The organism is Pseudomonas sp. LB3P93 (assembly GCF_054898025.1).
In genome coordinates this window covers 4,909,478-4,936,220 of the sequence record NZ_CM142713.1, presented here as the reverse complement: position 1 = coordinate 4,936,220, position 26,743 = coordinate 4,909,478, and the positions used below count along the sequence as shown (strand labels likewise).

Below are 26,743 nucleotides of genomic sequence, written 5' to 3'. Positions count from 1 at the left end.
CGACGAGTCTTGCGATTGATCCTACAGGCGCGTCACCTATCCCACCTGCTGCTTCGAAGACTGAAACACCTCCACAACCTTCCGCCACCAAGGCTTAACCACCGTGACCCGCCGCCGCGTACGGTTGAGCAACAGATAAGGCATATCACGCAGCCGAATCCAGCCTTCATCCTGCCAATGCAACAGGCTCAACGACATCTCCGGCCAATCCAGCAAACTCAACATTGGTTGTTCAGAGTTCTTTGACTGCCCTGCATCGCGCAGGGCTGGCACCACTTGATGGGTCAGCCACTCGCGTAACAGCCGATTCCCCGGAACGTAGTGATAGACGAGCAACGCGTACACGCCGGACTCGCTGAGCATCAACCGCTTCTCAGGTTGGCCGTGATACTCAATCAACAGCGTATGCCGCTGATCCTCGTCCAGTTTGCTAACCACCCGATCACTCAAATGGAAACCCATTAAGCGACCTAGATCACGGGCGCAAAACCACGGTTGGTTTTCCAAGAGCAGGGCGTTGAGGTGGAGGTTATGACGGATGAAGACCGTGGGAATGAAAGGATCAAGCATGATCGCGCTCCGCAGATACGGAGGATCTGAGCGATTTTTGTGTGCGCATATCGATTACCTCTACGAATAAATGGGAATGCCTTAACCCGACGTAGAGGATGTAAGAAATCCCAACGAGCAGTTTATTTGCACAGGACCGAGGATTTGTCTTAACGACATCCCGAGGGTCTGTGCGAACAATTCTGCTTCTACGTTGGGCGTTTCTTAGGCACCTGCATTGAGCTTAGAGGTGCATGAACCGGGCATCAATCAGGAAAGGGATATGGGGGGCTGTAGGAGTTTTAACAAAGTGGCGTAGGGGCGGTTAAGGATTATTCCAGGCAATAAAAAGCCCCGAAAAATCGGGGCTTTCAGGTTTTCGATTTGTCGATTTCTAACTCGTAATCGGCAAATTGCGGCTAGCGCCAGGAATCAATCCCAGCTCAAAGCCCCACCAGTCTGATACTCAATAACCCGAGTCTCAAAGAAATTCTTCTCTTTCTTCAAGTCCATAATCTCGCTCATCCAAGGGAACGGGTTAGTCGTCCCTGGATACTCTTCTTTAAGACCGATCTGCGACAAACGACGGTTAGCGATGAACTTCAGATAGTCCTCCATCATCGCCGCATTCATGCCGAGTACGCCACGAGGCATGGTATCCCGCGCATATTCGATCTCCAGCTGAGTCCCCTGCAGAATCATCTGCGAAGCCTCTTCCTTCATCTCAGCATCCCACAAGTGCGGGTTTTCGATTTTGATCTGGTTGATCACGTCGATGCCGAAGTTCAGGTGCATGGATTCGTCGCGCAGGATGTATTGGAACTGCTCGGCGACGCCGGTCATTTTGTTGCGGCGGCCCATGGAGAGGATTTGGGTGAAGCCGCAGTAGAAGAAGATGCCTTCCAGAACGCAGTAGTAGGCGATCAGGTTGCGCAGCAGTTCTTTGTCGGTTTCGACGGTGCCGGTTTCGAACTTCGGATCGGAGATCGAGCGGGTGTATTTGAGGCCCCAGGTGGCTTTTTTCGCGACCGATGGGATCTCGTGGTACATGTTGAAGATCTCGCCTTCATCCATGGCCAACGATTCGATGCAGTACTGGTAGGCGTGGGTGTGGATCGCCTCTTCGAAAGCCTGGCGCAGGATGTACTGGCGGCATTCCGGGTTGGTGATCAGGCGGTACACGGCCAGGACCAGGTTGTTGGCAACCAGGGAGTCGGCGGTGGAGAAGAAGCCGAGGTTGCGCATCACGATGCGGCGCTCGTCGTCGGTCAGGCCTTCCGGGTCTTTCCAGAGGGCGATGTCGGCGGTCATGTTGACTTCTTGCGGCATCCAGTGGTTTGCGCAGCCGTCCAGGTATTTCTGCCAGGCCCAGTCGTACTTGAAAGGTACGAGTTGGTTGAGGTCGGCGCGGCAGTTGATCATGCGCTTTTCGTCGACAGCGACGCGGGCGGAGGCGCCTTCGAGTTCGGCGAGGCCTTCGGCGATGTCGAGGTTGTCCAGGGCAGCTTTGGCACGGGCGATAGCGGCAGAGTCGTTCGCGGTAACGGCGCGAGCTTCTTGAGCGGCGACACCACCAGCGGTGTCGAGTCGGTCCATGTTGGCTTCAGTCGCGTGGCCGGCGTTGGCGCCTTTTACCACGGTCTCGCCGCTGTCTTCTTTGTCGAATTCGTCCCAGCTCAGCATGACGTGTCGTCTCCTGCGTGAGGGCCAGATGCCCGTGTGAAAACTGATTGGTTGTTTTTCACACGGCCGTACTGGCCGCGTTGGATAGCGTTTTTTGCAGCGGTACACGCAGGCAAATAAACATAATTTTGTACGGGGTTCTGAGAGCCACTGATGGGCGCAGTGAGCGACAAACGCTTCTGCGGGGCTTCAGACTGGCTTTCGTCCCTGTAAGGGAATATTGCAGGCCCGTTTAAGGCCGCATTATAAGGAAATTTTTGCCGGCGTGGTGCGGCGAATCGGCTCATGGAGGGGCCGAAAGGGACGGTTTTTGGAGCAAACCGAGGGATTACAGGGCTTTGGCCGGTGCAGATTTTTTTTCGTTAATTTTGACGCTGAATCGAATTTGTTCAAAAAACAGCCAAAAACGGCGTTTTTCACTACATCTTGTGGTTTGCAAGGGGTTTGGCCGCTTCAAAACACAACTGAGCCCGGCCGAAGCCGGGCTGGAATCGACCGTCAGCGATCAGCTGAAAGGGTCCGATTCGGTGCAGTCACGATCATCCGTTGGTGCAGCCGTTACCCATGATGCTGTAGCGCAGGATGTGGCGTTGACCTTGGGAGTCGTCGTATTCCATTTTCACCGGAACAACTTCGCACACATTGGGGACTTCGCTCATGGAGATAACTTTGGCGATGTCCAGGTGAGTCGAGTAAGTGTATTCCTCGATGGCTGGTTTCTGCTGTGCGACATCAGTCGGGACCTCGTCTGCCATGGCGGTTGCGCACAGGCTGGAGAGGGCCAGAACTAATAAAGCTTTCATTTCAGATTTACCTTTTAGAGGTCGAATGGGGTCACGCAACCTTTTCGGGTTGCGTGTGGAGCTTGATGAAAGAGTTTTGGATTAACTGCCTTCGTGGGGGCTGTAACTTGGTTAATCACAGTGCCTTGTTGGCGAGGCGGATTTTAGGCGTGGAGGGTGGATTCATATAGGTGGGGTTTTGATAAACACCTTTGGCGGATTTCGTAACAATCCTCGAAAAGCGGCCTTTGGCTCGCTGATGAAGCCAATGATCGTTCCCACGCAGAGCGTGGGAACGATCAAGCCTCTGAAATCACCGCTCTTGAGCGCATCGGCGAGGTATAGCCACATTTTGTAGGGGCTTGTTACTACCATCGTCGAATGGTTCTATAGGCCCGGCCCGGCTACAACTGGGGTCATACAAAAACAACTATTCCACCGAGGTAAGAAAGATGAGTGCGGCTTCTCTGTATCCCGTTCGTCCCGAGGTAGCAGCCAACACGCTGACCGACGAGGCAACCTACAAAGCCATGTACCAGCAGTCGGTCGTCAACCCTGACGGCTTCTGGCGCGAGCAAGCCAAGCGCCTCGACTGGATCAAGCCTTTCACCACGGTGAAACAGACGTCTTTCGACGATCACCATGTCGACATCAAATGGTTCGCCGACGGCACCCTGAACGTTTCCTACAACTGCCTCGACCGTCATCTGGCGGAGCGCGGCGATCAAGTCGCGATCATTTGGGAGGGGGATGATCCTGCCGAAAGCCGCAACATCACCTACCGCGAGCTGCACGAACAAGTCTGCAAGTTCGCCAACGCCTTGCGCGGCCAGGATGTACACCGCGGCGACGTGGTGACTATCTATATGCCGATGATCCCCGAAGCCGTGGTCGCCATGTTGGCTTGCACCCGGATCGGCGCGATTCACTCGGTCGTGTTCGGTGGTTTCTCGCCAGAAGCCCTGGCCGGTCGCATCATCGACTGCAAATCCAAAGTGGTGATCACCGCTGACGAAGGCATTCGTGCCGGCAAGAAGATCCCGCTCAAGACCAACGTCGACGACGCGCTGACGAACCCGGAAACCAGCAGCATCCAGAAAGTCATCGTGTGCAAGCGCACCGGTGGCAACATCAAGTGGAACCAGCATCGCGACATCTGGTACGAAGACCTGATGAACGTGGCGGGCAGCGTCTGCGCGCCGAAAGAGATGGGCGCCGAAGAAGCGCTGTTCATCCTTTACACCTCCGGTTCCACCGGCAAGCCTAAAGGCGTGCAGCACACCACCGGCGGTTATCTGCTTTACGCCGCCATGACTCACGAGCGCGTATTCGACTACCGCCCGGGCGAAATCTACTGGTGCACCGCTGACGTCGGCTGGGTCACCGGCCACACTTATATCGTTTACGGTCCGTTGGCCAACGGCGCGACCACCGTGCTGTTCGAAGGCGTGCCGAACTATCCGGACATCACCCGGGTGGCGAAGATCGTCGACAAGCACAAGGTCAATATCCTCTACACCGCGCCCACCGCTATCCGCGCGATGATGGCGTCGGGTAAAGCCGCTGTTGAAGGCGCTGATGGCAGCAGCCTGCGTCTGTTGGGGTCGGTCGGTGAGCCGATCAACCCGGAAGCGTGGGATTGGTACTACAAGAACGTCGGCCAATCCCGTTGCCCGATCGTCGACACCTGGTGGCAGACCGAAACCGGCGGCAACATGATGAGCCCGCTGCCGGGCGCTCACGGTCTCAAACCGGGTTCGGCGGCACGTCCGTTCTTCGGCGTGGTGCCGGCACTGGTGGACAACCTGGGCAACATCCTCGAAGGCGTCGCTGAAGGCAACCTGGTGATTCTGGATTCGTGGCCAGGCCAGGCGCGCACGCTGTACGGTGACCATGACCGCTTCGTCGACACCTACTTCAAGACGTTCCGTGGCATGTACTTCACTGGCGACGGCGCACGTCGCGACGAAGACGGTTACTACTGGATCACCGGGCGTGTGGATGACGTGCTCAACGTGTCCGGCCACCGCATGGGCACCGCCGAGATTGAAAGCGCGATGGTCGCTCACCCGAAAGTCGCCGAGGCTGCCGTGGTTGGCGTGCCGCACGACATCAAGGGGCAGGGCATCTACGTCTACGTCACGTTGATCGGTGGCGAAGAGCCGAGCGAGCAACTACGCCTTGAGCTGAAAAACTGGGTGCGTAAAGAGATAGGCCCGATTGCCTCGCCGGATGTCATCCAGTGGGCGCCGGGCTTGCCGAAAACCCGTTCGGGCAAGATCATGCGCCGGATTTTGCGCAAGATTGCGACGGCGGAATACGATGGGTTGGGGGATATCTCTACCCTGGCGGATCCGGGTGTGGTGCAGCATTTGATTGATGAACACAAGATCATGAACGTCGCTTGATTCGCCGTTCCTGAGTCATCGAAGCCCCGCCCGGCATTGCGCCGGGTGGGGCTTTTTCATGTCTGGTGTTTTTGTGTTGGTAGTTCGGGCCTCTTCGCGGGCAAGCCCGCTCCCACAGGGATTTGTGGTGTGCCTGCAATCTGAACCACACCCCAAAACCTGTGGGAGCGGGCTTGCCCGCGATGAGGCCCGGTCCGACACCGCATAAACAACGGCCAATAATTATCGGCTTCATCCGTCAGCCCATTCCCACTGTTACCCACCCCCATTCAAGTAACTGAATGTGTAACCGCTCATCCCCATACGGGGCATTGGGAAACGAAAACCTCCATTCCTGGGCCTCTCCGACCCCCGCAAAAAATAAGACATAACGCTGCGCTTGCCGGATTAGAAGGGTTTGCCAATAATAGGCCCGCAATTTGCAACATAGATCGGTTAACTGTCTTTTGCTCTTGCATGAATTTGCAAGGCTGTCAACGCGCTCAAACGGCTTTCTCAGTGCTTCTGTAATTAGTTGTCGCATTGAAGAAATATCGGCTTCGGGCCTGTCGTTAGAATGCCGATCACTCGCTCGTTGTTGCTCGCGTTGAAAAAAGCGCGCGGTTCCTACGACGCAGCATCGCTTTGCGGTTCCACTCACTCGCATATTGGGCTGTCGCTCACTCTGCCGTTTTAGCCCTTTACCGATGGAGTCCCAACATGAAGAAACTCGTGCTGCTCGGCGCCCTGGCACTGTCCGTGCTGTCCCTGCCAACCTTCGCCGATGAAAAGCCTCTGAAAATTGGTATCGAAGCGGCTTACCCTCCGTTCGCTTCCAAAGCACCGGACGGCAGCATCGTTGGTTTCGACTACGACATCGGCAACGCCCTGTGCGAAGAGATGAAGGTCAAGTGCGTGTGGGTCGAGCAAGAGTTCGACGGTCTGATCCCGGCACTTAAAGTGCGCAAGATCGACGCGATCCTGTCGTCCATGTCGATCACTGAAGACCGCAAGAAATCCGTGGACTTCACCAACAAGTACTACAACACCCCGGCTCGCCTGGTCATGAAGGCTGGCACTCAAGTCAGCGAAGGCCTGGCTGAACTGAAGGGCAAGAACATCGGCGTGCAACGTGGTTCGATCCACGAGCGTTTCGCCCGCGAAGTCCTGGCCCCGCTGGGTGCCGAGATCAAGCCTTACGGTTCGCAGAACGAAATTTACCTCGACGTGGCCGCTGGCCGCCTCGACGGCACCGTGGCAGACGCTACGCTGCTGGATGACGGTTTCCTGAAAACCGACGCCGGCAAAGGTTTCGCCTTCGTTGGCCCGGCCTTCACCGACGTCAAGTACTTCGGCGATGGCGTGGGTATCGCTGTTCGCAAAGGCGACGCGCTGAAAGACAAGATCAACACCGCGATCGCTGCCATTCGCGAGAACGGCAAGTACAAGCAAATCCAGGACAAATACTTCGCCTTCGATATCTACGGCAAGTAATACGTCCGGCAACAAGTCCGAAATGGCGCAAGCAACAGGATCTCTGAGGTTTGCGCCATTTTTTCATCCCCACATTCGAGGACCTGAATCATGTTGAAAGGCTACGGGGCTGTCATCCTCGATGGCGCATGGCTGACGCTTCAGCTCGCCTTGTCGTCCATGGTCCTGGCCATCTTTCTGGGTCTGATCGGCGTGGCATTGCGTCTGTCGCCGGTTCGCTGGCTGGCCTGGCTGGGCGACCTGTATTCCACGGTGATCCGCGGTATTCCCGACCTGGTACTGATCCTGCTGATTTTCTACGGTGGTCAGGACCTGCTCAACCGCGTGGCGCCGATGCTCGGTTTTGACGACTACATTGACCTGAATCCGTTGGCTGCTGGTATCGGCACCCTGGGCTTCATCTTCGGTGCGTACCTGTCGGAAACCTTCCGCGGCGCGTTCATGGCGATCCCCAAAGGTCAGGCAGAAGCTGGCATGGCGTACGGCATGAGCAGTTTTCAGGTGTTCTTCCGGGTGTTGGTGCCGCAGATGATTCGTCTGGCGATTCCGGGCTTCACCAATAACTGGCTGGTACTGACCAAGGCCACCGCGCTGATTTCGGTGGTGGGTCTGCAAGACATGATGTTCAAGGCCAAGCAGGCGGCAGATGCCACCCGCGAGCCTTTCACCTTCTTCCTCGCAGTGGCCGCAATGTACCTGGTGATCACCAGTGTCTCGTTGCTGGCATTGCGTCACCTTGAGAAGCGCTACTCGGTAGGCGTAAGGGCGGCTGATCTATGATCTTCGACTACAACGTCATTTGGGAGGCCTTGCCGCTGTACTTCGGCGGCTTGGTGACTACCCTCAAATTGCTCGCGCTGTCGCTGTTTTTCGGTCTGCTGGCGGCCCTGCCGCTGGGGCTGATGCGCGTCTCGAAGAATGCCGTGGTCAACATGTCGGCCTGGCTCTTCACTTACGTGATTCGTGGCACGCCGATGCTGGTGCAGCTGTTTTTGATCTACTACGGCCTGGCGCAATTCGAAGCCGTACGTGAAAGCTTCCTGTGGCCGTGGCTGTCCAGCGCGACGTTCTGTGCGTGTCTGGCCTTTGCGATCAACACCAGCGCCTACACCGCTGAAATCATCGCCGGCAGCCTGCGCGCCACGCCGAACGGTGAGATCGAAGCGGCCAAGGCAATGGGCATGTCGCGCTACAAAATGTACAAGCGCATCCTGCTGCCGTCGGCCCTGCGCCGGGCGTTGCCGCAGTACAGCAACGAAGTGATCATGATGCTGCAGACCACCAGTCTGGCGTCCATCGTGACCCTGATCGACATCACCGGCGCCGCGCGCACGGTCAACGCTCAGTTCTACTTGCCGTTCGAAGCCTACATCACCGCTGGCGTGTTTTACCTGTGCCTGACCTTCATTCTGGTGAAGCTGTTCAAACTGGCCGAGCGCCGCTGGCTGGGCTATCTGGCCCCGCGGAAGCACTGATATGGAACGCATCGATCATTCATTGCCGTGGAACCACCTGGGCAGCGAACGCCAGATTTCGGTGTTCCGCTTCGGTGGTGGCGAGCGTAAGGCTTACATCCAGGCCAGCCTCCACGCCGATGAATTGCCGGGGATGCGCACGGCCTGGGAGCTGAAAAAGCGCCTGGCCGAGCTCGAAGCCCAAGGTTTGCTCAACGGTGTGATCGAACTCGTGCCGGTGGCCAATCCGCTGGGCCTTGGTCAGCTGTTGCAAGGCAGCCATCAAGGTCGTTTCGAGGCGGGCAGCGGCAAGAACTTCAACCGGGATTTCGTCGAGTTGAGCGCGCCAGTGGCCGCTGCGCTTGAAGGGCACCTGGGCGATGATCCTCACGCCAATATCCGTTTGATCCGTCAGGCGATGAGCGATGCGCTGGCCGCATTGCCACCGGCCGCGAGTCAGTTGCAAGGCATGCAGCGCATTTTGCTCAGCCACGCTTGCACCGCTGATGTGGTGCTGGATTTGCATTGCGATGCCGAAGCGGCGCTGCACATGTACGCCTTGCCGCAACACTGGCCGCAATGGCGTTCGCTGGCCGCGCACTTGAATGTGAAGGTGGGGTTGCTGGCGGAAGATTCCGGCGGCAGTTCCTTTGACGAGGCCTGCTCGCTGCCGTGGTTGCGCCTGTCCCGTCAGTTTCCGGATGCACAAATACCGCTGGCCTGCCTGGCGACTACCATTGAGTTAGGTGGTCAGGCCGATACCGGTCGCGTGGAAGCCGAGGCTTACGCTGAAGGCATCCTGGCGTTCCTCGCCGAGCAAGGCTTGATCAGCGGCGAATGGCCGAAACCTGCGCAAGAAGCGTGCGAAGGGATGCCATTCGAAGGCACCGAATTGCTGTTCGCGCCGCATCCGGGCGTGATCAGCTTTTTGCGTAAACCCGGTGAGTGGATCGAAGCCGGCGACGAGATTTTCGAAGTGATCGATCCGTTATCGGATCGGGTCAGCACGGTGTGTGCTGGTACGTCCGGGGTGCTGTTTGCCATTGAACGGCTGCGTTATGCCCAACCCGGTTTCTGGCTGGCCAAGGTGGCGGGGCGCGAAGCGCTGCGTCACGGGCGCTTGCTCAACGACTGACTGACTGTTTTTGTGAGAACCGACCGCATGTACAAACTTGAAGTCCAAGACCTGCATAAACGCTATGGCAGTCACGAAGTGCTCAAGGGCGTGTCCCTGAAAGCGGCGGCTGGCGATGTGATCAGCATCATCGGCTCCAGTGGCTCCGGCAAAAGTACTTTCCTGCGCTGCATCAACCTGCTCGAGCAGCCGCACGCGGGCCGTATTCTGCTCAACAACGAAGAGCTGAAATTGGTGGCGAACAAGGACGGCGCGATGAAAGCGGCCGACCCGAAACAGCTGCAACGCATGCGTTCGCGCCTGTCGATGGTGTTCCAGCATTTCAACCTGTGGTCGCACATGACCGCGCTGGAAAACATCATGGAAGCGCCGGTCCACGTGCTGGGCATGTCCAAGGCCGAAGCCCGTGAAAAAGCCGAACACTACCTGAACAAGGTGGGCGTGGCGCATCGCAAAGACGCTTACCCGGGCCACATGTCCGGCGGCGAACAACAGCGTGTGGCGATTGCCCGTGCGCTGGCGATGGAGCCTGAGGTGATGCTGTTCGACGAACCGACCTCGGCCCTCGACCCGGAGCTGGTCGGCGACGTATTGAAAGTCATGCAGGCCCTGGCGCTGGAAGGTCGCACCATGGTGGTGGTGACCCACGAAATGGGCTTCGCCCGTGAAGTGTCGAACCAGCTGGTGTTCCTGCACAAAGGCGTCGTCGAAGAAAGCGGCAACCCGCGTGAAGTGCTGGTCAATCCACAGTCTGAACGTTTGCAACAATTCCTCTCGGGCAGTTTGAAGTAAACCGAACTCCCGTTGCGCACCGGGATAGTGCATGCTTCGCAACCTAAAGGCTGGCCCCGATTCCCTGTGGGAGCTGGCTTGCCAGCGATAGCGGTGGGGCAGTTTGTATCTCTGGCACAGACAGACCGCCATCGCTGGCAAGCCAGCTCCCACAATGGATCTGTGTTGGTTTTGAGATTTGTGTTCATTTCCGGGCTAGCATTGGCCCATGCCTTCATCACTGTTTTCGTTTCGGATTGCCCGCCATGACTGCCCATCGAATTGGTTTCCTGATTTGGCCCAGCACTAAAGCACTGACGCTTGCGCTGGCTGAGGAGGCCTTGCGTGTTGCCCAGCGTGTGCATCCGGACGTGGTCTACGAGTTGTCATTCTTGCAGGCCGAACCGCCGACCGAAGGCGCCTGGCAATTGCCGGGGGAGCCGTGGGCCGGCAAGCTCGAAAACTTCCAGAAACTGTTCCTGCTCGCCGATGAGCCGCCGACCACACTCGCGCCGGCGCTCAGCAGTTCGCTCAAGCAGTTGGTGCGAGCCGGTTGTGTGATCGGCGGTTTGTCCGCCGGTGTCTATCCGTTGGCGCAGCTCGGTTTGCTCGACGGTTATCGCGCGGCCGTGCATTGGCGCTGGCAGGACGATTTCGCCGAACGCTTCCCGAAAGTCATCGCCACCAGCCATCTGTTCGATTGGGATCGTGATCGTCTGACCGCGTGTGGCGGCCTGTCGGTACTCGATCTGTTGCTGGCGGTGCTGGCCCGTGATCACGGTGCCGAACTGGCTGGCGCGGTATCCGAAGAATTGGTGGTCGAGCGCATCCGTGAGGGTGGCGAACGCCAGCGCATTCCCTTGCAGAACCGCCTGGGTTCCAGTCATCCGAAGCTCACCCAGGCGGTGTTGCTGATGGAAGCCAACATCGAAGAGCCGCTGACCACCGACGAAATCGCCCAGCACGTGTGCGTGTCCCGCCGACAGCTGGAGCGGATCTTCAAGCAATACCTCAACCGCGTGCCGAGCCAGTACTACCTGGAACTGCGCCTGAACAAGGCCCGGCAGATGTTGATGCAAACCAGCAAGTCGATCATCCAGATCGGCCTGTCGTGTGGCTTCTCCTCGGGGCCGCATTTCTCCAGCGCCTACCGCAACTTCTTCGGCGCCACGCCGCGTGAAGATCGCAACCAGCGGCGCAGCAGCAGTCCATTCGAATTGTCGTCGGTGCCGTCCGAGCGCGGCTGATCTACTCGTCGATCTCGGAACCCTCAGAGGTGGAAACCTGCATTTCACCTCGGTTGATCACCTCTTCTACGCCAAAATCCGCGCGGGTCAGTTCGAAGTAACGGATCAGTCGCAACAGGCTTTCCTCCGAAAACGGATTGCCTCTCAACGTGATGTTTTCAGCAACCTCCACCGGCAACTCCAGCAAGTCGCTGGGCACCTCAGTAATCGCATTCATACTCAGATCTACCCAGTCCAGATCAGTCAGCTGAAGCAGGCCATCGGGTATTTCAGTGATGCCGGTGTCGTTGAGCAATATGTTCGCCAGTTCGGGCATCTGACTCAGATCAGGGGTGCGCCCCAGCGGGTTGAAGCCCAGGTCGAGGTAATCAAGCTGTTCCATTCCCGCCAGTGCGTTGGCCGTCTCTGCTGACAGACTGACCCGGCAATCGGGAAGCGACAGTGAGCGCAGACGCCCCATCTTGAACACCGCGTCGGGAATATTGCCGAGGTCGCACCCGCGCAGCCTCAGGCTTTTGAGGTTTGGAAAGGACTCGAGGAAGCGCCCGATGCGCGTTACGCCATCGGCACTGTGGACCTCCAGCGCGGAAACATGACTGAAGTCCGCGCTCAAGGCCGGCAGTTCTCCATTGATGACCGGGCGGACAGTGAACTCGAAAGTCGGCTCAAGCGATTCATTGAAATCATCCAGTTCGGACTCACGCTGCCAGCACTTCTCAAGCGCCTGCTTGAATTCGTCACGGTTGGCTTGCTCGGCAAACAGTTGGTCGGCGTTGAAAGGTTCTCCGGTATCGGGATGCCGGTCGGGAACGTCGGCGGTCCAGGCAGACAGATCATTTCTCAGTTGGGTGAGCTCTTCCTCAAGGCGCGTCAGATAGGTCCGGCCATCCTCCAGCGTCCCCGGCAATTCGTAGACGAACTCGCTCGCTTGTTCGACTTCCATGCCGGGGTACAACGCCTTGACGCGATCAATGTCTGCCTCGGGGGCATAGACCCCCATGTCGTAAGCGGTCTCGAAGTGGTGTTGCTTGATCAGTTCCCGTGCCCTGATCGAAAGCGGATTGTGCGTGAGGTGTACGCCGCGCTTTTCGTACAGCGAACTCTCGAATAATCCGGCAGGCAACTCGCTGATACGGTTGTTCATCAGCATGAGGGCGTCGAGCTTTGGGTGTTGCAAAAGGTTGGCCGGAATCTCTGTCAGGTGGGTGTCGCTCAGATCCAGGTGTGCCAGTTCGCTCATCGTGTCGATTCGGGGCAGGGTTTCAAACGGATTTTTGTACAGGTCCAGCATGCTCAGTTTGTTCAATGACGTCAGTTTCGACCACGTGGCCGCGTCGACCCTGATACCGCAATCGCTTAACACTAAGGCGCGAAGGTCTGGCATTCGGCTAATGGCATCGGGGAGGGTGCTCAGGGAGAAACGGCGTAATTCCAGGCGGCGTAGCCCAGTGAAGCCCTGTAGGAAACCGGGCATACCCTGCGCGGTACGATTGCCTTCCAGGGACAGTAGCGACACGTGACCGAAATCGGCACTCAATGATGGCAAGTCACCGACGATCGGCTCTGCAAACCTGAGCGTATACCGGCTAACCCCATCCGGTGTGTCGAAGTCCCGGTCGGACTGCCGCCGCCAGCTGCGCTGGATTTCCTGAGCCAGCAACCGGCGATTGTTTCTCTCGGCTTGTTGCTCCAGTTCACTGAGCGGGCGACCGCTTTCAGGATGAGCAGTGGGAGCGTCATCTACCCACGTGCGCAGATCCTTATGCAGTCGGGCCAACTCCCTGCTCAAGCGTGAAAGTTCTACGCGAGCGCCATCGGGGTGAAGTTGCAACGCCTGGACAAAGGACTGCATTTCCTCCTGAGGCAGGTTTGGGTAAACCTCCCGAACCCGGTCGTTGAGCGTAGGTGTCTCGCGGTTGACTCGACTGTACCCCTGCGTGCCGCCGGGCAGGCGCATGGTGGTCGGGTCATAGAATGGCTTTCGATGGGGATTTTTTGTGAACAGCGTGCGTAATGCCGGTTGCTCCATCGCGTGTTCGGCGATGCGCTGCTTAAGCGCCCGCGCGTCTGTAATCGAAGGGCTCAACTTATTGCGCTGTGCATCCGGCAGCGCCTGGAACAAGGCGTGATAAAAGTCACCGGGCGCCGATTCATTGTCTGGGTGAACCTGGTAAGTCCCGTCTTCAGCGCGAACCAGTGTTTTAAGCATCGGCGCATCAGGCTGGCCAATGCTGTCGCGCAAGGTCCCCTCGGTTGAGTAATCCCTCACCTCGATACGCAGCTCGGCTGGTAAATCGGGCAGTGAGTTCAGGCTTTGCAAGGCCAGTCGGTGAGTGTCGGTGTTGTCCATCGCCTCGGAATAAAAGCCTTCGCCGGCTCGGGTTGCACGCACGGCCTCCATGGCTTTCAGCGCCGCGTCCTTGAGTCGAGGGGGCGTGTTTCCGTTGTGCAGCTGTTTTAATTCGGTGCCGCAAGCATTGCTCACCAGTTCCTGGGCGATATCGGTTGGTAACCCCTGCACGTCGTCGAGCAGTCGCTGAACCCGCGGATCATCGGTTTTTTCCTGTGCGCGATAACGCAAATCGAACAGCGATTTTTGGTGTTTTCGGGCGAGTTCGGCGCTCTGTTGTCTGAAGGCTGGCGTTTGGGCTTGCGGTGTCGGCAGGGGTGTGTCGACAGGCCAGTCGTCGTAACTGCGCAGGAGTTGATGTTGCAGGGTCATGTCAGCCTTTCGATAGTGCTCGGGCTGATCACTGCCGATCTGCTCGATAAAAGACTCAATGTCCCGATTGATCCTGAAGCGTTTGATCGTGTCGGTTAGCAACGAAGGCGGTCGATAATGTTCGACATGCATTTCGCGCACGGCATTGTCGTGGAAACCGCTGACTCGCAGGATCTGTTCGCGCTCGGCACTGCTGAACGACTCGACACTTTGGCCGAGACGACGCATGACCGTTTCCCGATCCCAGTTCAGCGGTTGCTCCAGCTCTGCGTGCCAGGCACCGTGGTTGTTATGCAGCAGGGAAGGCTGATAAGCATCGGCCCGGGTCGGATGCTCAATCTGAAACGCGCCCGAGGTGCCATCGGATTTCACGGAATACAGCTTTCCCTCCAGCGGCAGCAGCATCTTGCCCCCCTGGTGATAGAGGCCATGCTGATCGGGTTTTGCTCCTTCGGGCAGCGTGTGTACCTGTTCGTAAGGGGTGAGATCCGGCTTCCAGTAGCGGGTTTTTCCATCTGGCGTTGCGACGGGTTTGAGTGGGTCAACCAGCGCGACAGCTTCCCGCGAGAGCAGGCGGCTGAAGGCGCCGGCAGCGATGGCGCCGCCCACCGCGAATGTACCCACCTCAACCACTGTTTCGACGAACGTCAGCAGATGGCCGAAAGCTTCTGTTTTCAGCCCTTCGGCCAGATCCACAATGCCTTCGAAGGTTTCGTCGAGTAACTGGTAAGCCATATAGGCCAGCATCAATTCGCCGAGAAACGGGACGAAAGGCAATGCAACGAACGTCGCGATATCAAGGAGTGTGGAAGCCACTTTGCTGAAGGCGTCCCACAAGGCCCATCGTGCGTTTCGGTCGGCAGAGGCGGTGGAGACGGCTAGCGTGCTTGCATCGTTGAGAATCTTGTTCAGTTGTCGCTGGTAGAGATGCTTCCATAAGTCGGCGCTGAACGGGGTGAGCAAAAACTGCAGATTCGGCCTGTCAATGGGCGTTTCGCGCCAGCTCGGCAGTGGGTCGCCACGCTTGTGCTGATGCCAGGTCACGCTCTGGAGGCGACGGTTGAGATCAGCGAAGAAATGGCCCCTTTCCTTGTGTTCGATAAAACGGCTGAAGAACGTCTGGTAGGAAGGTGCGCGCAGCTTGCGGGCCAGCTCGGTCATGAACGCCAGGGTGTTCGGGTATTCCTTGAGCGGATGCTCTGGATCGTCCGGAATATAGGCAATGATCCGTGTTCCCTTGCGTGCGCGCTCCAGGCTTGCGGCAAAAACGACAATCCCGGTCAAAGAGGAAGACATTATGGTCAGGTCATGACCGTACAACGGTTGTCCATCCAGTCGAGCACCCGAGCGTCCTTCCAGAATGTGCAGGATCGAGAGATGGGCATCCTCTGGAATGTCCTTGCGGATATGAGCCATTTGCAGCGCCGCTTTGAGTGCCGCTTTGTGCGAGCCGATCACCTTTGATTTCACGACTGCACCGGCCACTGCGTTAGTCAGCCCCAGATTGTCTTTGAGGTACGTGTTGTACCGGGCGCCGATATCCAGTTCCCGGCACAACCGGGTAAAGGCCGCGACGGTAAGTTTCTGCTTGACCGCCGGCAGCGTATCGAACTGCCCTGTGGGCGACGGTTCGGTAATGAATGTCGAGGCGGACTCATAAGCATCAACCGCCGTTTCCGATGCCTGAAAGTTATGCAGGGCGGCGTCGAGCAGCGACACGGTCCAGGTGCGTGCGGCACCGGTCTTGATCCCGAGCCACGGCACGGTTTGCGGGATGTACAGGCGCAGGAAAGTCGTCTTGACGTCCAGTTCCAGATCAAACCGGGTTTTCAGGGCTGCGTTTAGAAGGGGTTCGGCAAAGGCGCGTGCGCTTTGCAGCTTCGACAGCGTTGAGTCCAGGCGATTTCGATGGGTCCAGTGTTCCTGGCTGAGCTTTTTCAGCGACTGATGTTGCAGAGGCGTCGCGGTGCCATGCCAGATCGGCTTTGTAAGCTTGGCGTTCTTCAGGGCGCTGCGGGTGCCGGACGATGCTTCTAATACCCAGGTCGGCAGATTATTGAAGAGGTGATGGTAGTGATCGTCCGGCTGTGTGGCGGATTCACTACCGCCGGCAGTAGAAGAGTTTTCGAGCTGAGTCATGCGCTATTCCCTTAGCGTTTGGATGAGTCGCCAGCAAAACAGACAATGATTTGATCCGTGCGGTACATATTTACCGCACCGTTCCACAAGCCTGCCTATAACCTGTGCCGGCGGTTTAAACTGCGCCTTTGCGACCCTATATGTCGCATTGCCGTAAACCCGGGAAAAACCGGGGTTTGCGCTATAAGAAGTTGTCGCTTGGCGGCAAGGCCGGGCTGAAAACTGTCCTTACAATCCCCCCATCGCTCGCCAGTTTCCGGCGAGTGTTCCTCATCAGGAGACTCCGATGTCCGTTGAGCACGCTGCGGTAGAACGCGCCGATTTCGACCAGGTAATGGTTCCCAACTACGCGCCTGCCGCATTCATTCCTGTGCGTGGTGCCGGTTCCCGTGTCTGGGACCAGTCTGACCGCGAGCTGATCGACTTCGCCGGCGGGATTGCCGTTAACGTATTGGGCCATGCGCACCCGGCGCTGGTCGGTGCCTTGACCGAGCAGGCGAACAAGCTGTGGCACGTGTCCAACGTGTTCACCAATGAGCCGGCCTTGCGTCTGGCGCATAAGCTGATCGACGCCACCTTTGCCGAGCGCGCTTTCTTCTGCAACTCCGGCGCCGAAGCCAACGAGGCCGCTTTCAAGCTGGCCCGTCGCGTCGGCCACGATCGGTTCGGCAGCGAGAAGTACGAAATCATCGCCGCGCTCAACAGCTTCCACGGTCGTACTCTGTTCACCGTGAACGTCGGTGGCCAGTCGAAGTATTCCGATGGCTTCGGTCCGAAGATCACCGGTATCACCCACGTGCCGTTCAACGATCTGGCCGCGTTGAAAGCCGCCATTTCCGACAAGACCTGCGCCGTGGTGCTGGAGCCGATTCAGGGCGAAAGCGGTGTTATCCCGGCCGAACTTGAGTACCTGCAAGGCGCCCGCGACCTGTGCACCGCGCACAACGCGCTGCTGATCTTCGACGAAGTGCAGACCGGCATGGGTCGCACCGGCCATCTGTTCGCCTACCAGCATTACGGCGTGGTCCCGGACATCCTGACCAGCGCCAAGAGCCTGGGCGGCGGTTTCCCGATCGCGGCGATGCTGACCACCGAAGATTTGGCCAAACACCTGGTCGTCGGCACTCACGGCACCACTTACGGCGGCAACCCGCTGGCGTGCGCTGTCGCGGAAGCGGTGATCGACGTGATCAACACCCCTGAAGTGCTGGCCGGCGTCAAAGCCAAGCACGACAAGTTCAAGGCTCGCCTGGAGCAGATCGGCGAGAAATACGCCATCTTCACCAAGGTCCGCGGTATGGGCCTGTTGATCGGTTGTGTGCTGAGCGATGCCTGGAAAGGCAAGGCCAAAGACATCTTCAACGCGGCCGAACGTGAAGGCCTGATGATTCTGCAAGCCGGCCCGGACGTGGTGCGTTTCGCGCCAAGCCTGGTGGTTGAAGACGCAGACATCGACCAGGGCCTGGATCGTTTCGAACGCGCCGTGGCCAAGTTGACGCAAGCCTGATAGACCCTTCGGCGCCTGACATCCAGGCGTCGATCCAAATTTTTGTTTCGGGCTGGATCAAAAGTGTGGGAGCTAGCCTGCTAGCGATGAGGGCCTGATAGCCAACATCATTGTTGCCTGACAGGACGATATCGCTAGCAGGCTAGCTCCCACAGTTGACTCTGAGTTGTTTCAGGGATGGCCCGGGATTTTTTCTTCTGTAAGTTCTGAGATTAAGGAGTGACACCATGCTGGTGATGCGCCCCGCGCAAATGGCTGATCTGGGCGAGGTACAGCGTCTGGCTGCGGACAGCCCGATTGGTGTCACTTCCTTGCCGGATGACGTTGAACGCCTGAGCGACAAGATCGCCGCAAGCGAAGCCTCGTTTTCCGCTGAAGTCAGCTTCAACGGCGAAGAAAGCTACTTTTTCGTGCTCGAAGACTCGGCCACCGGCAAATTGGTCGGTTGCTCGGCCATCGTTGCCTCCGCCGGTTATTCCGAGCCGTTCTACAGCTTCCGTAATGAAACCTTCGTGCACGCCTCCCGCGAGCTGAAGATTCATAACAAGATTCACGTGCTCTCGCAGTGCCACGACCTGACTGGTAACAGCTTGTTGACCAGTTTCTACGTGCAGCGTGAGCTGGTGGGTTCGCCTTGGGCAGAACTCAACTCCCGTGGTCGTCTGCTGTTCGTCGCCAGCCATCCGGAGCGTTTTGCCGATTCCGTGGTGACCGAGATCGTCGGTTACAGCGACGAAAATGGCGACTCGCCGTTCTGGGATGCGATCGGTCGCAACTTCTTCGACCTCAACTATGCCGAAGCCGAGCGTTTGTGCGGCCTGAAGAGCCGGACCTTCCTTGCCGAACTGATGCCGCATTACCCGATTTACGTGCCTTTGCTGCCGGACTCCGCTCAAGAAGCGATGGGTCAGGTGCATCCACGGGCGCAGATCACCTTCGATATCCTGATGCGCGAAGGCTTCGAGACCGATCACTACATCGACATTTTCGACGGTGGCCCGACGTTGCATGCCCGCGTCTCGGGGATCCGTTCGATCGCCCAGAGCCGTGTAGTACCGGTGAAAATCGGCGAGCCGGTCAAAGGCGCCGGTCGTCAGTACCTGGTGGCCAACGCCCAGTTGCAGGATTACCGCGCCGTATTGCTCGAGCTCGATTACGCGCCGGGCAAACCCGTGACCCTGGATCTGGAAGCGGCCGAAGCCCTGGGCGTCGGTGAAGGTGCGAGCGTGCGCCTGGTGGCGGTTTAACGACTGCTTTGAATGCCTGGAAAGTAGAAGTGTTTCGCGGGTGGCAGCAGCGGCCCGTTTGAGGAGATAGCATGATCGTTCGTCCCGTACGCAGCAGCGATTTACCCGCTCTGATCGACCTGGCCCGCAGCACCGGCACCGGCCTGACCACGTTGCCGGCCAACGAAGAACGTCTGGCCCATCGGGTCGGCTGGGCCGAGAAGACCTTCCGTGGCGAAGCCGGGCGGGGCGATGCGGACTACCTGTTCGTACTCGAAGACGATGACGGCCGCGTGGTGGGCATTTCCGCCATTGCCGGCGCCGTCGGCCTGCGTGAGCCTTGGTACAACTTCCGGGTTGGCCTGACCGTCAGCGCCTCGCAAGAGCTGAACATCTACCGCGAGATCCCGACGCTGTTCCTGGCCAACGACCTGACCGGCAACTCCGAATTGTGCTCGCTGTTCCTGCACGCCGATTACCGCACGGGCCTCAACGGCCGCATGCTGGCCAAAGCGCGGATGCTGTTCATCGCCGAGTTCTCGCAGCTGTTTGGCAACAAGATCATTGCCGAGATGCGCGGCGTGTCCGACGAAGCCGGGCGCTCGCCATTCTGGGAAAGCCTGGGTCGTCATTTCTTCAAGATGGAATTCAGCCAGGCTGACTACCTGACGGGCGTGGGCAACAAGGCGTTCATCGCCGAACTGATGCCAAAGTTCCCGCTGTACACCTGCTTCCTGTCGCCAGACGCGCGCAATGTCATCGGCCAGGTTCACCCGGACACCGAGCCGGCGCTGGCCATGCTCAAGAGCGAAGGTTTCAGCTACCAAGGCTATGTCGACATTTTTGACGCCGGCCCAGCGGTCGAGTGCGAAACCGGCAAGATCCGCGCCGTGCGCGACAGCCAGGCACTGGTGTTGGCCATCGGCACGCCGGGTGATGACGCTACACCGTTCCTGATTCACAACCGCAAACGCGAAGACTGCCGGATCACTGCCGCGCCAGCACGCTTCGCCGCCGGCACGCTGGTCGTCGATCCGCTGACCGCCAAACGTCTTCAACTCAACGCCGGCGATCAAGTGCGCGCCGTTCCGTTGTCTGCTGCCAGGGAGTCGAAATAATGAATTCGCTATACATTGCAGGTGAATGGCTGGCCGGTCAGGGCGAAGCGTTCCAGTCGCTGAACCCGGTGACCCAGCAAGTGCTGTGGACCGGCGAAGGCGCTACCACCGCTCAGGTCGAGTCGGCCGTGCAGGCTGCACGTCAGGCGTTCCCGGGCTGGGCCCGTCGTACCCTGGAAGAGCGCATTGTTGTACTTGAGGCCTTTGCCGCCGCGCTGAAGAACCACGCTGACGAACTGGCCCGCACCATTGGTGAGGAAACCGGTAAACCGTTGTGGGAAGCGGCGACTGAAGTGACCAGCATGGTCAACAAGATTGCGATTTCGGTGCAGAGCTACCGCGAACGTACCGGCGAGAAGAGCGGCCCGCTGGGCGATGCCACCGCCGTACTGCGCCACAAGCCACACGGCGTGGTGGCGGTGTTCGGTCCTTACAACTTCCCGGGCCATTTGCCGAACGGTCATATCGTGCCGGCGCTGCTGGCCGGTAACAGCGTGTTGTTCAAGCCAAGCGAACTGACCCCGAAAGTCGCCGAGCTCACGGTTAAATGCTGGATCGAAGCCGGCCTGCCAGCGGGCGTGTTGAACCTGCTGCAAGGCGCTCGCGAAACCGGTATCGCCCTGGCGGCGAACCCGGGCATCGACGGTTTGTTCTTCACCGGATCGAGCCGCACCGGCAATCACCTGCACCAGCAATTCGCCGGTCGTCCGGACAAGATCCTCGCGCTGGAGATGGGCGGTAACAATCCGCTGGTGGTGGATCAGGTCGCAGACCTCGATGCTGCCGTTTACACCATCATCCAGTCGGCATTCATTTCCGCCGGCCAACGTTGCACCTGTGCCCGTCGCTTGCTGGTACCGCAGGGCGCCTGGGGCGACACGTTGCTGGCGCGTCTGGTGGCGGTCAGTGCGACGATTGAAGTCGGTGCATTTGATCAGCAACCAGCGCCGTTCATGGGCTCGGTGATTTCCCTCGGCGCGGCAAAAGCGCTGATGGATGCGCAGGAACATTTCCTGGCCAATGGCGCCGTGGCGCTGCTGGAAATGACTCAGCCTCAGGCACAAGCCGCGTTGCTGACCCCGGGTATTCTGGACATGACGGCCGTTGTCGATCGTCCTGACGAAGAGCTGTTCGGTCCGCTGCTGCAAGTGATCCGCTACGCTGATTTTGAAGCGGCGATCGCTGAAGCCAACGACACTGAATATGGCCTCGCGGCTGGGTTGCTGTCGGATTCCGAAGCACGTTATCAGCAGTTCTGGCTGGAAAGCCGTGCCGGCATCGTCAACTGGAACAAGCAGCTGACCGGTGCCGCGAGCAGCGCGCCATTCGGCGGCGTCGGCGCCTCGGGCAACCACCGCGCCAGCGCCTACTACGCGGCAGATTACTGCGCGTACCCGGTGGCCTCGCTGGAAACGCCGAGCTTGACCTTGCCAGCGACCCTCACGCCCGGCGTAAAAATGGCGTGATGCCAATCGCGGGCAAGCCCGCTCCCACAAGGTCCGAGTCGAACACAAAATCTGTGAACACTGTGGAATCTGTGGGAGCTGGCTTGCCAGCGATGGCCGCGACGCGGTCTTACTGAATAGTTACTGATGCCTATAACAACAGATTCTCGTGGAGCCTCGCTGATGAAATCCTATGAAGTCAATTTTGACGGTCTAGTGGGGCCGACCCATAACTACGGCGGTTTGTCCTACGGCAACGTCGCGTCCCAGAGCAACAGCCAGCAGTCTTCGAACCCGAAGGAAGCTGCGCTGCAAGGCCTGGCGAAAATGAAAGCGCTGATGGAAATGGGCTTCCAACAAGGCGTTCTGGCACCCCAGGAACGTCCAGACGTTGCAGCCCTGCGTCGCCTGGGATTCAGCGGTACCGACGCGCAAGTGATCGAACAAGCCGCCAAAGACGCAATGCCATTGCTGGTCGCCAGTTGCTCGGCGTCGAGCATGTGGGTGGCCAACGCCGCCACGGTCAGCCCGAGCGCCGACACGGCTGATGGTCGTGTGCATTTCACCGCCGCCAACCTCAATTGCAAATACCACCGCAGCATCGAACACCCGACCACCAGCCGCGTGCTGGGGGCGATGTTCGCTGACCAGAAGCACTTCGCGCACCACGCCGCGTTACCGGCAGTGGCACAGTTCGGCGATGAAGGTGCAGCCAACCACACCCGTTTCTGCCGTGAATATGGTGAAGCCGGCGTCGAGTTCTTCGTGTTCGGTCGCAGTGCGTTCGACACCCGCTACCCGGCACCGCAGAAGTACCCGGCGCGCCAGACCCTCGAAGCGTCTCAAGCGGTTGCTCGCCTGCACGGCTTGAGCGATGACGGCGTGGTCTACGCCCAGCAGAACCCTTCGGTGATCGATCAGGGTGTGTTCCATAACGACGTGATTGCGGTGGGTAACGGCGAGGTCCTGTTCTATCACGAGGACGCGTTCCTCGACACCGACCAGATGCTCGCTGAACTGCAGGGCAAACTCGCAAAATTCGGTGGGAAATTCCAGTCAGTCTGCGTACCGCGTTCGGCCGTAACCGTCGAAGATGCCGTTCGGTCCTACCTGTTCAACAGCCAGTTGCTGACCCGTCCTGACGGTTCGATGCTGTTGATCGTGCCGGAAGAGTGCCGTGGCAACGAGCGCGTCTGGCAGTACTTGCAGGGCCTGACCAGCTCCGGCGGCCTGATCCGCGAAGTGAAGGTTTTCGATTTGAAGCAGAGCATGCAGAACGGCGGTGGCCCGGCTTGCCTGCGGTTGCGTGTCGCACTGAATGAAACCGAACTGGCGGCCGTCAACCCAGGGGTTATCATGACGGCACCGTTGTACGGCACGTTGACCGAATGGGTCGACAAGCACTACCGCGACCGCATGACCGAAAACGATCTTGCGGACCCGCAATTGCTGCTTGAGTGCCGGACGGCACTGGATGAACTGACGCAAATCCTTAAACTGGGCGCGGTTTATCCATTCCAGATCAATTGAACGTCGAGAGCGTAAAAACATGAGCGATACCCTGCAGCTGATCCTTGAAGACACCGACGGCACGCAACTGGAAACCTCCTGCACCCGCGTCGCGGTCATGTGGCAAGGCAAAGAGCTGTGGATCCAGCAGGACGGCCGCGGCCAACTGCTGATCGGCGTGGACGTTGAGGAGGGTGACGCTGAATACGCCAACCTGCTGCTGCGCCCATTGGCGACTAATCTGGTAAGTCTGCAACTGGAAATGGAACCGGCTGAAGTCGGCGACGAAGACCACGTGCACGGCCCGGATTGCGCACACGACCACTAAGGAAACCGCTCTATGCTCGCCCTCGGCAAACTGCTTGAACTGACCCTCGCCGGCCGCGAACCGGCGGAGAAGACTCAACTGACTGTCGAAGGCGTGCGCATGCGCTGGTTGAGCGAAGGTGCGCTGGAAGTCCGGCCACCTGAAGCTCGCGACAACGGCCTGGACCTGCTGCTATCGGCCGGTATCCACGGCAACGAAACAGCGCCGATCGAGCTGCTCGATCGCCTGTTGCATGACATCGCCCGCGGCGACTTGAAGCCGCGCGCACGTATTCTGTTCCTGTTCGGCAACCCGGAAGCGATCCGCAAAGGCGAGCGTTTCATTGAGCAGGACGTCAATCGGCTGTTCAACGGCCGTCACGAACAAACCAGTGGCTCAGAGGCCCTGCGCGCCTGTGAACTTGAGCGACTGGCGGCAAGTTTTTTCAGCCTGCCGGACCGCAACCGACTCCACTACGACCTGCACACCGCGATTCGCGGCTCGAAAATCGAGCAGTTCGCGTTGTATCCCTGGAAAGAAGGGCGCCAGCATTCACGCCTGGAGTTGACCCGCTTGCGTGCCGCCGGCATGGAAGCGGTGCTGTTGCAGAACAAGCCGTCCATCGTTTTCAGCTCCTACACCTACGACAAGCTGGGCGCCGAGTCTTTCACCCTTGAACTGGGCAAGGCGCGGCCGTTTGGGCAGAACGAGGGGGTTAACGTCTCGCTGCTTGAAACCCGCCTCAAACAGATCATCGAAGGCAACGAGCCAGCGGTGACTGATGAAGGCCTGGACGGTTTGCAGTTGTTTAGTGTGGCGCGGGAAATCATCAAGCACAGCGACAGCTTCCGCCTGAACCTGCCGGCCGACATCGAGAACTTTTCGGAATTGGACGTGGGTTACGTGCTGGCCGAAGACATCGCCCAGACCCGCTGGGTCATCGAAGAGAAGGGCGCCCGGATCATCTTCCCGAACCCCAAAGTCAAAAACGGCCTGCGCGCCGGCATCCTGATCGTGCCGACCACCGACGAAAACCTCGCCTGACCCGGACCTCAAACGCAACATAAATCCCTGTGGGAGCGGGCTTGCCCGCGATAGCGGACTATCAGTCGATGTATAGGGTGACTGACACACCGCCATCGCGGGCAAGCCCGCTCCCACAGGGTTTGAGTAAAGCCCTGGACCTCACCCAAACCACAGGGTTTTTTGTTTTAGACGGCTACCGCGCGTGGCTCACTGCGACGCAACGCCCGCATCTTGTGCAGCGTATCCGCACAGGTCTTCGCTGCTTCCTGACCTTTGTGCACGAAATGCTCGAAGAAGAACTTCTGATGCTCTTCGCCGGCATGGAAGTGGTGCGGGGTCAGGGACACCGAGAACACCGGCACTTCGGTTTCCAATTGAACCTGCATCAGGCCACTGACCACTGACTGGGCGACGAATTCGTGACGGTAGATCCCGCCGTCCACCACCAGGGCTGCCGCGACAATACCGGCATAACGGCCGGTCTTGGCCAGCAACTTGGCATGCAAGGGCATTTCAAAGGCGCCGCCGACTTCGAAGAAATCGATGTCGGATTCCTGATAACCCTGAGCAATCATCTCGGCAACAAAGCCTTTACGGCTCTGATCAACGATTTCCTTGTGCCAGCAGGCCTGGATGAACGCAACGCGCTCGCCCTGATGGTGTTTGCTTTTGCTATCGATTGCGGTGGGTTGCATGTTCTGACTCCTGTTTATGAAAAAAACAGGGCATATGAATCGAATGGGATTTAAGGGTACGCACGCTCGCACGAATGCCCGCGGACGGCCCTTTGGTGCCAATCCCGTTCTCTCTTCATCCGGACTATGACCGTCGGCCCCGGGATCACACCGGGTCTGCTGACCTTGCCGCCAGTCACCGCCGAAGCCGTGCTGTCACCAAGCGCTCGCGGGCTATGCGCATTGCGCGCAATTACCGCCGGTGGGGAGTTGCACCCCGCCCTGAGAACGTTTTGCCGCCAGATTGTCTGGCGGCGAAGCGTTTTTAACACAAATTTCCGAGCCGTGCATTGCTGCTATCTGATGATTGCTATCGACTTTTTCGCTCACTCGACAAGTCTTTTCCTTCGTCCGGGGTTGATTAATCGTCGTCATGACCTCAGTAATTCCTGACTGAAAGGGATTTTCCCTGCTTACCGAGGCCAGATTCATGAGCGTTATCGATCTTCGCAGCGACACCGTTACCCAACCGACCGCCGAGATGCTCGACGCGATGGCCAGTGCGGCCACCGGTGACGACGTCTATGGCGAGGATCCGACGGTCAATCGTCTGGAAGCCGAACTGGCAAAAAGGCTGGGTTTTGCCGCTGCTTTGTTTGTGCCGACAGGCACCATGAGCAACCTGCTGGGCCTGATGGCTCATTGCGAGCGTGGTGAGGAATACATCGTCGGCCAGCAGGCGCACACGTATAAGTACGAAGGTGGCGGCGCGGCGGTGCTCGGTTCGATCCAGCCGCAACCGCTGGAAGTGCAGGCCGACGGCTCGCTGGACCTGGCGCAGGTTGCCGCCGCGATCAAACCGGACGACTTCCATTTCGCCCGTACACGGCTGCTGGCGCTGGAAAACACCATGCAGGGCAAAGTCCTGCCGCTGGAGTATCTCGCGCGGGCGCGCAGCTTTACTCGTGAATATGGGTTGCAGCTGCACCTTGATGGCGCTCGGCTCTACAACGCAGCCGTCAAGTTGGGTGTTGATGCTAGCGAGATCACTCAGCACTTCGATTCGGTCTCGGTCTGCTTGTCCAAAGGCCTGGGTGCACCGATCGGTTCGGTGTTGTGCGGCTCGGCAGAGTTGATCGGCAAGGCTCGCCGCCTGCGCAAAATGGTCGGTGGCGGCATGCGCCAGGCAGGTCTTTTGGCGGCGGCGGGGCTCTATGCGCTGGACAACAACGTTCAGCGTTTGGCCGACGATCACGCCAACGCGCAATTTCTGGCCGACGGACTGCAAAAGGCCGGTTACCGAGTCGAACCGGTGCAGACCAACATGGTTTACGTGCAGATGGGCGACAAGGCCGAGGCGATCAAGGCCTTTGCGGCCGAGCGTGGCATTAAATTGAGTGCTGCCGGACGGCTGCGGATGGTCACGCACATGGACGTCAGCCGCGCTCAAATCGAGCAGGTCGTCGCGACATTCGTCGAGTTTTCACGCAACTGACAGCGTTAGCCGTCCAATTGACCGTTTCTATCGTATAAACACGCTGTACCCCGCGCGCTGGGCCGATATAATG

General features: G+C 58.7%; 20 protein-coding genes and 1 riboswitch. Of the genes, 15 read left to right on the top strand and 5 right to left on the bottom strand.

What is annotated here, in order from left to right; all coding sequences use genetic code 11:
• Nucleotides 1-36: 36 nt before the first annotated feature.
• The 3 genes from ACYZT8_RS22405 to ACYZT8_RS22395 form a co-directional block, all read right to left on the bottom strand.
• Nucleotides 37-570 carry a BRO-N domain-containing protein gene (locus ACYZT8_RS22405; protein ID WP_461975999.1) on the bottom strand — a complete coding sequence of 178 codons (534 nt, stop codon included), beginning with the start codon at nt 568-570 and terminating at the stop codon, nt 37-39.
• Nucleotides 571-981: 411 nt separating this feature from the next.
• The gene (locus ACYZT8_RS22400) at nt 982-2,232 is read right to left on the bottom strand and encodes a ribonucleotide-diphosphate reductase subunit beta (protein WP_017340233.1); all 1,251 of its coding nucleotides are present in this window, start codon (nt 2,230-2,232) and stop codon (nt 982-984) included.
• Nucleotides 2,233-2,771: 539 nt separating this feature from the next.
• A complete protein-coding gene (locus ACYZT8_RS22395) occupies nt 2,772-3,035 on the bottom strand; it encodes a DUF2790 domain-containing protein (protein WP_010457261.1) in 264 nt (87 codons plus the stop codon).
• Between the two features lie 431 nt (nt 3,036-3,466).
• Here ACYZT8_RS22395 and acs point away from each other — a divergent pair, with 431 nt between their 5' ends.
• The 7 genes from acs to ACYZT8_RS22360 all read left to right on the top strand — a co-directional run bounded on the left by acs (nt 3,467) and on the right by ACYZT8_RS22360 (nt 11,502).
• Nucleotides 3,467-5,422 (top strand): acetate--CoA ligase, encoded by a 1,956-nt coding sequence (gene acs / locus ACYZT8_RS22390; RefSeq protein ID WP_131059699.1) that lies wholly within the window; start codon nt 3,467-3,469, stop codon nt 5,420-5,422.
• A 699-nt stretch (nt 5,423-6,121) separates the two neighbouring features.
• Nucleotides 6,122-6,895 carry an ABC transporter substrate-binding protein gene (locus ACYZT8_RS22385; RefSeq protein WP_461955284.1) on the top strand — a complete coding sequence of 258 codons (774 nt, stop codon included), beginning with the start codon at nt 6,122-6,124 and terminating at the stop codon, nt 6,893-6,895.
• 90 nt (nt 6,896-6,985) lie between these two features.
• Nucleotides 6,986-7,675: an ABC transporter permease gene (locus ACYZT8_RS22380; protein WP_010457254.1), complete on the top strand. Its 690-nt coding sequence runs from the start codon at nt 6,986-6,988 to the stop codon at nt 7,673-7,675.
• On the top strand, nt 7,672-8,370 hold the full coding sequence (locus tag ACYZT8_RS22375; RefSeq protein ID WP_283181347.1) for an ABC transporter permease: 699 nt from the start codon (nt 7,672-7,674) through the stop codon (nt 8,368-8,370). The genes ACYZT8_RS22380 and ACYZT8_RS22375 overlap by 4 nt, the downstream gene beginning before the upstream one ends.
• 1 nt (nt 8,371) lies before the next feature.
• On the top strand, nt 8,372-9,484 hold the full coding sequence (locus ACYZT8_RS22370; RefSeq protein ID WP_461975996.1) for a M14 family metallopeptidase: 1,113 nt from the start codon (nt 8,372-8,374) through the stop codon (nt 9,482-9,484).
• A 27-nt stretch (nt 9,485-9,511) separates the two neighbouring features.
• Nucleotides 9,512-10,276: an ABC transporter ATP-binding protein gene (locus tag ACYZT8_RS22365; RefSeq protein WP_109634103.1), complete on the top strand. Its 765-nt coding sequence runs from the start codon at nt 9,512-9,514 to the stop codon at nt 10,274-10,276.
• 245 nt (nt 10,277-10,521) lie between these two features.
• Entirely contained in the window at nt 10,522-11,502 is a 981-nt protein-coding gene (locus ACYZT8_RS22360) for a GlxA family transcriptional regulator (protein ID WP_010457247.1), read from the top strand.
• A gap of 1 nt (nt 11,503) precedes the next feature.
• Here ACYZT8_RS22360 and ACYZT8_RS22355 read toward each other — a convergent pair whose 3' ends face one another.
• Nucleotides 11,504-16,363, bottom strand: coding sequence for a dermonecrotic toxin domain-containing protein (locus ACYZT8_RS22355; RefSeq protein WP_461975993.1), 4,860 nt, complete (start codon nt 16,361-16,363; stop codon nt 11,504-11,506).
• A gap of 286 nt (nt 16,364-16,649) precedes the next feature.
• Between ACYZT8_RS22355 and ACYZT8_RS22350 the strand changes: the two genes are divergently transcribed.
• From ACYZT8_RS22350 to astE, 7 genes are all read left to right on the top strand, one after another.
• Nucleotides 16,650-17,870: an aspartate aminotransferase family protein gene (locus tag ACYZT8_RS22350; protein ID WP_461975991.1), complete on the top strand. Its 1,221-nt coding sequence runs from the start codon at nt 16,650-16,652 to the stop codon at nt 17,868-17,870.
• 227 nt (nt 17,871-18,097) lie between these two features.
• On the top strand, nt 18,098-19,117 hold the full coding sequence (gene aruF, locus ACYZT8_RS22345; protein ID WP_218441620.1) for an arginine/ornithine succinyltransferase subunit alpha: 1,020 nt from the start codon (nt 18,098-18,100) through the stop codon (nt 19,115-19,117).
• Nucleotides 19,118-19,188: 71 nt separating this feature from the next.
• Complete coding sequence (gene astA, locus ACYZT8_RS22340; protein ID WP_219097186.1) at nt 19,189-20,214, top strand: arginine N-succinyltransferase; 1,026 nt, start codon at nt 19,189-19,191, stop codon at nt 20,212-20,214.
• Nucleotides 20,211-21,680 carry a succinylglutamate-semialdehyde dehydrogenase gene (astD, locus tag ACYZT8_RS22335; RefSeq protein WP_461982588.1) on the top strand — a complete coding sequence of 490 codons (1,470 nt, stop codon included), beginning with the start codon at nt 20,211-20,213 and terminating at the stop codon, nt 21,678-21,680. The genes astA and astD overlap by 4 nt, the downstream gene beginning before the upstream one ends.
• A gap of 162 nt (nt 21,681-21,842) precedes the next feature.
• Nucleotides 21,843-23,189, top strand: a complete 1,347-nt coding sequence (astB, locus tag ACYZT8_RS22330; protein ID WP_461975989.1) for an N-succinylarginine dihydrolase — start codon at nt 21,843-21,845, stop codon at nt 23,187-23,189.
• Nucleotides 23,190-23,208: 19 nt separating this feature from the next.
• Entirely contained in the window at nt 23,209-23,496 is a 288-nt protein-coding gene (locus ACYZT8_RS22325; protein WP_033056735.1) for a hypothetical protein, read from the top strand.
• A gap of 12 nt (nt 23,497-23,508) precedes the next feature.
• On the top strand, nt 23,509-24,519 hold the full coding sequence (gene astE, locus ACYZT8_RS22320) for a succinylglutamate desuccinylase (protein WP_461975987.1): 1,011 nt from the start codon (nt 23,509-23,511) through the stop codon (nt 24,517-24,519).
• Nucleotides 24,520-24,686: 167 nt separating this feature from the next.
• Here astE and ACYZT8_RS22315 read toward each other — a convergent pair whose 3' ends face one another.
• On the bottom strand, nt 24,687-25,196 hold the full coding sequence (locus ACYZT8_RS22315; protein WP_461975985.1) for a 6,7-dimethyl-8-ribityllumazine synthase: 510 nt from the start codon (nt 25,194-25,196) through the stop codon (nt 24,687-24,689).
• A gap of 102 nt (nt 25,197-25,298) precedes the next feature.
• A riboswitch (FMN riboswitch) is annotated at nt 25,299-25,469 on the bottom strand.
• 196 nt (nt 25,470-25,665) lie between these two features.
• Between ACYZT8_RS22315 and ltaE the strand changes: the two genes are divergently transcribed.
• Nucleotides 25,666-26,670 carry a low-specificity L-threonine aldolase gene (gene ltaE, locus ACYZT8_RS22310; RefSeq protein ID WP_461975983.1) on the top strand — a complete coding sequence of 335 codons (1,005 nt, stop codon included), beginning with the start codon at nt 25,666-25,668 and terminating at the stop codon, nt 26,668-26,670.
• Nucleotides 26,671-26,743 lie beyond the last annotated feature (73 nt).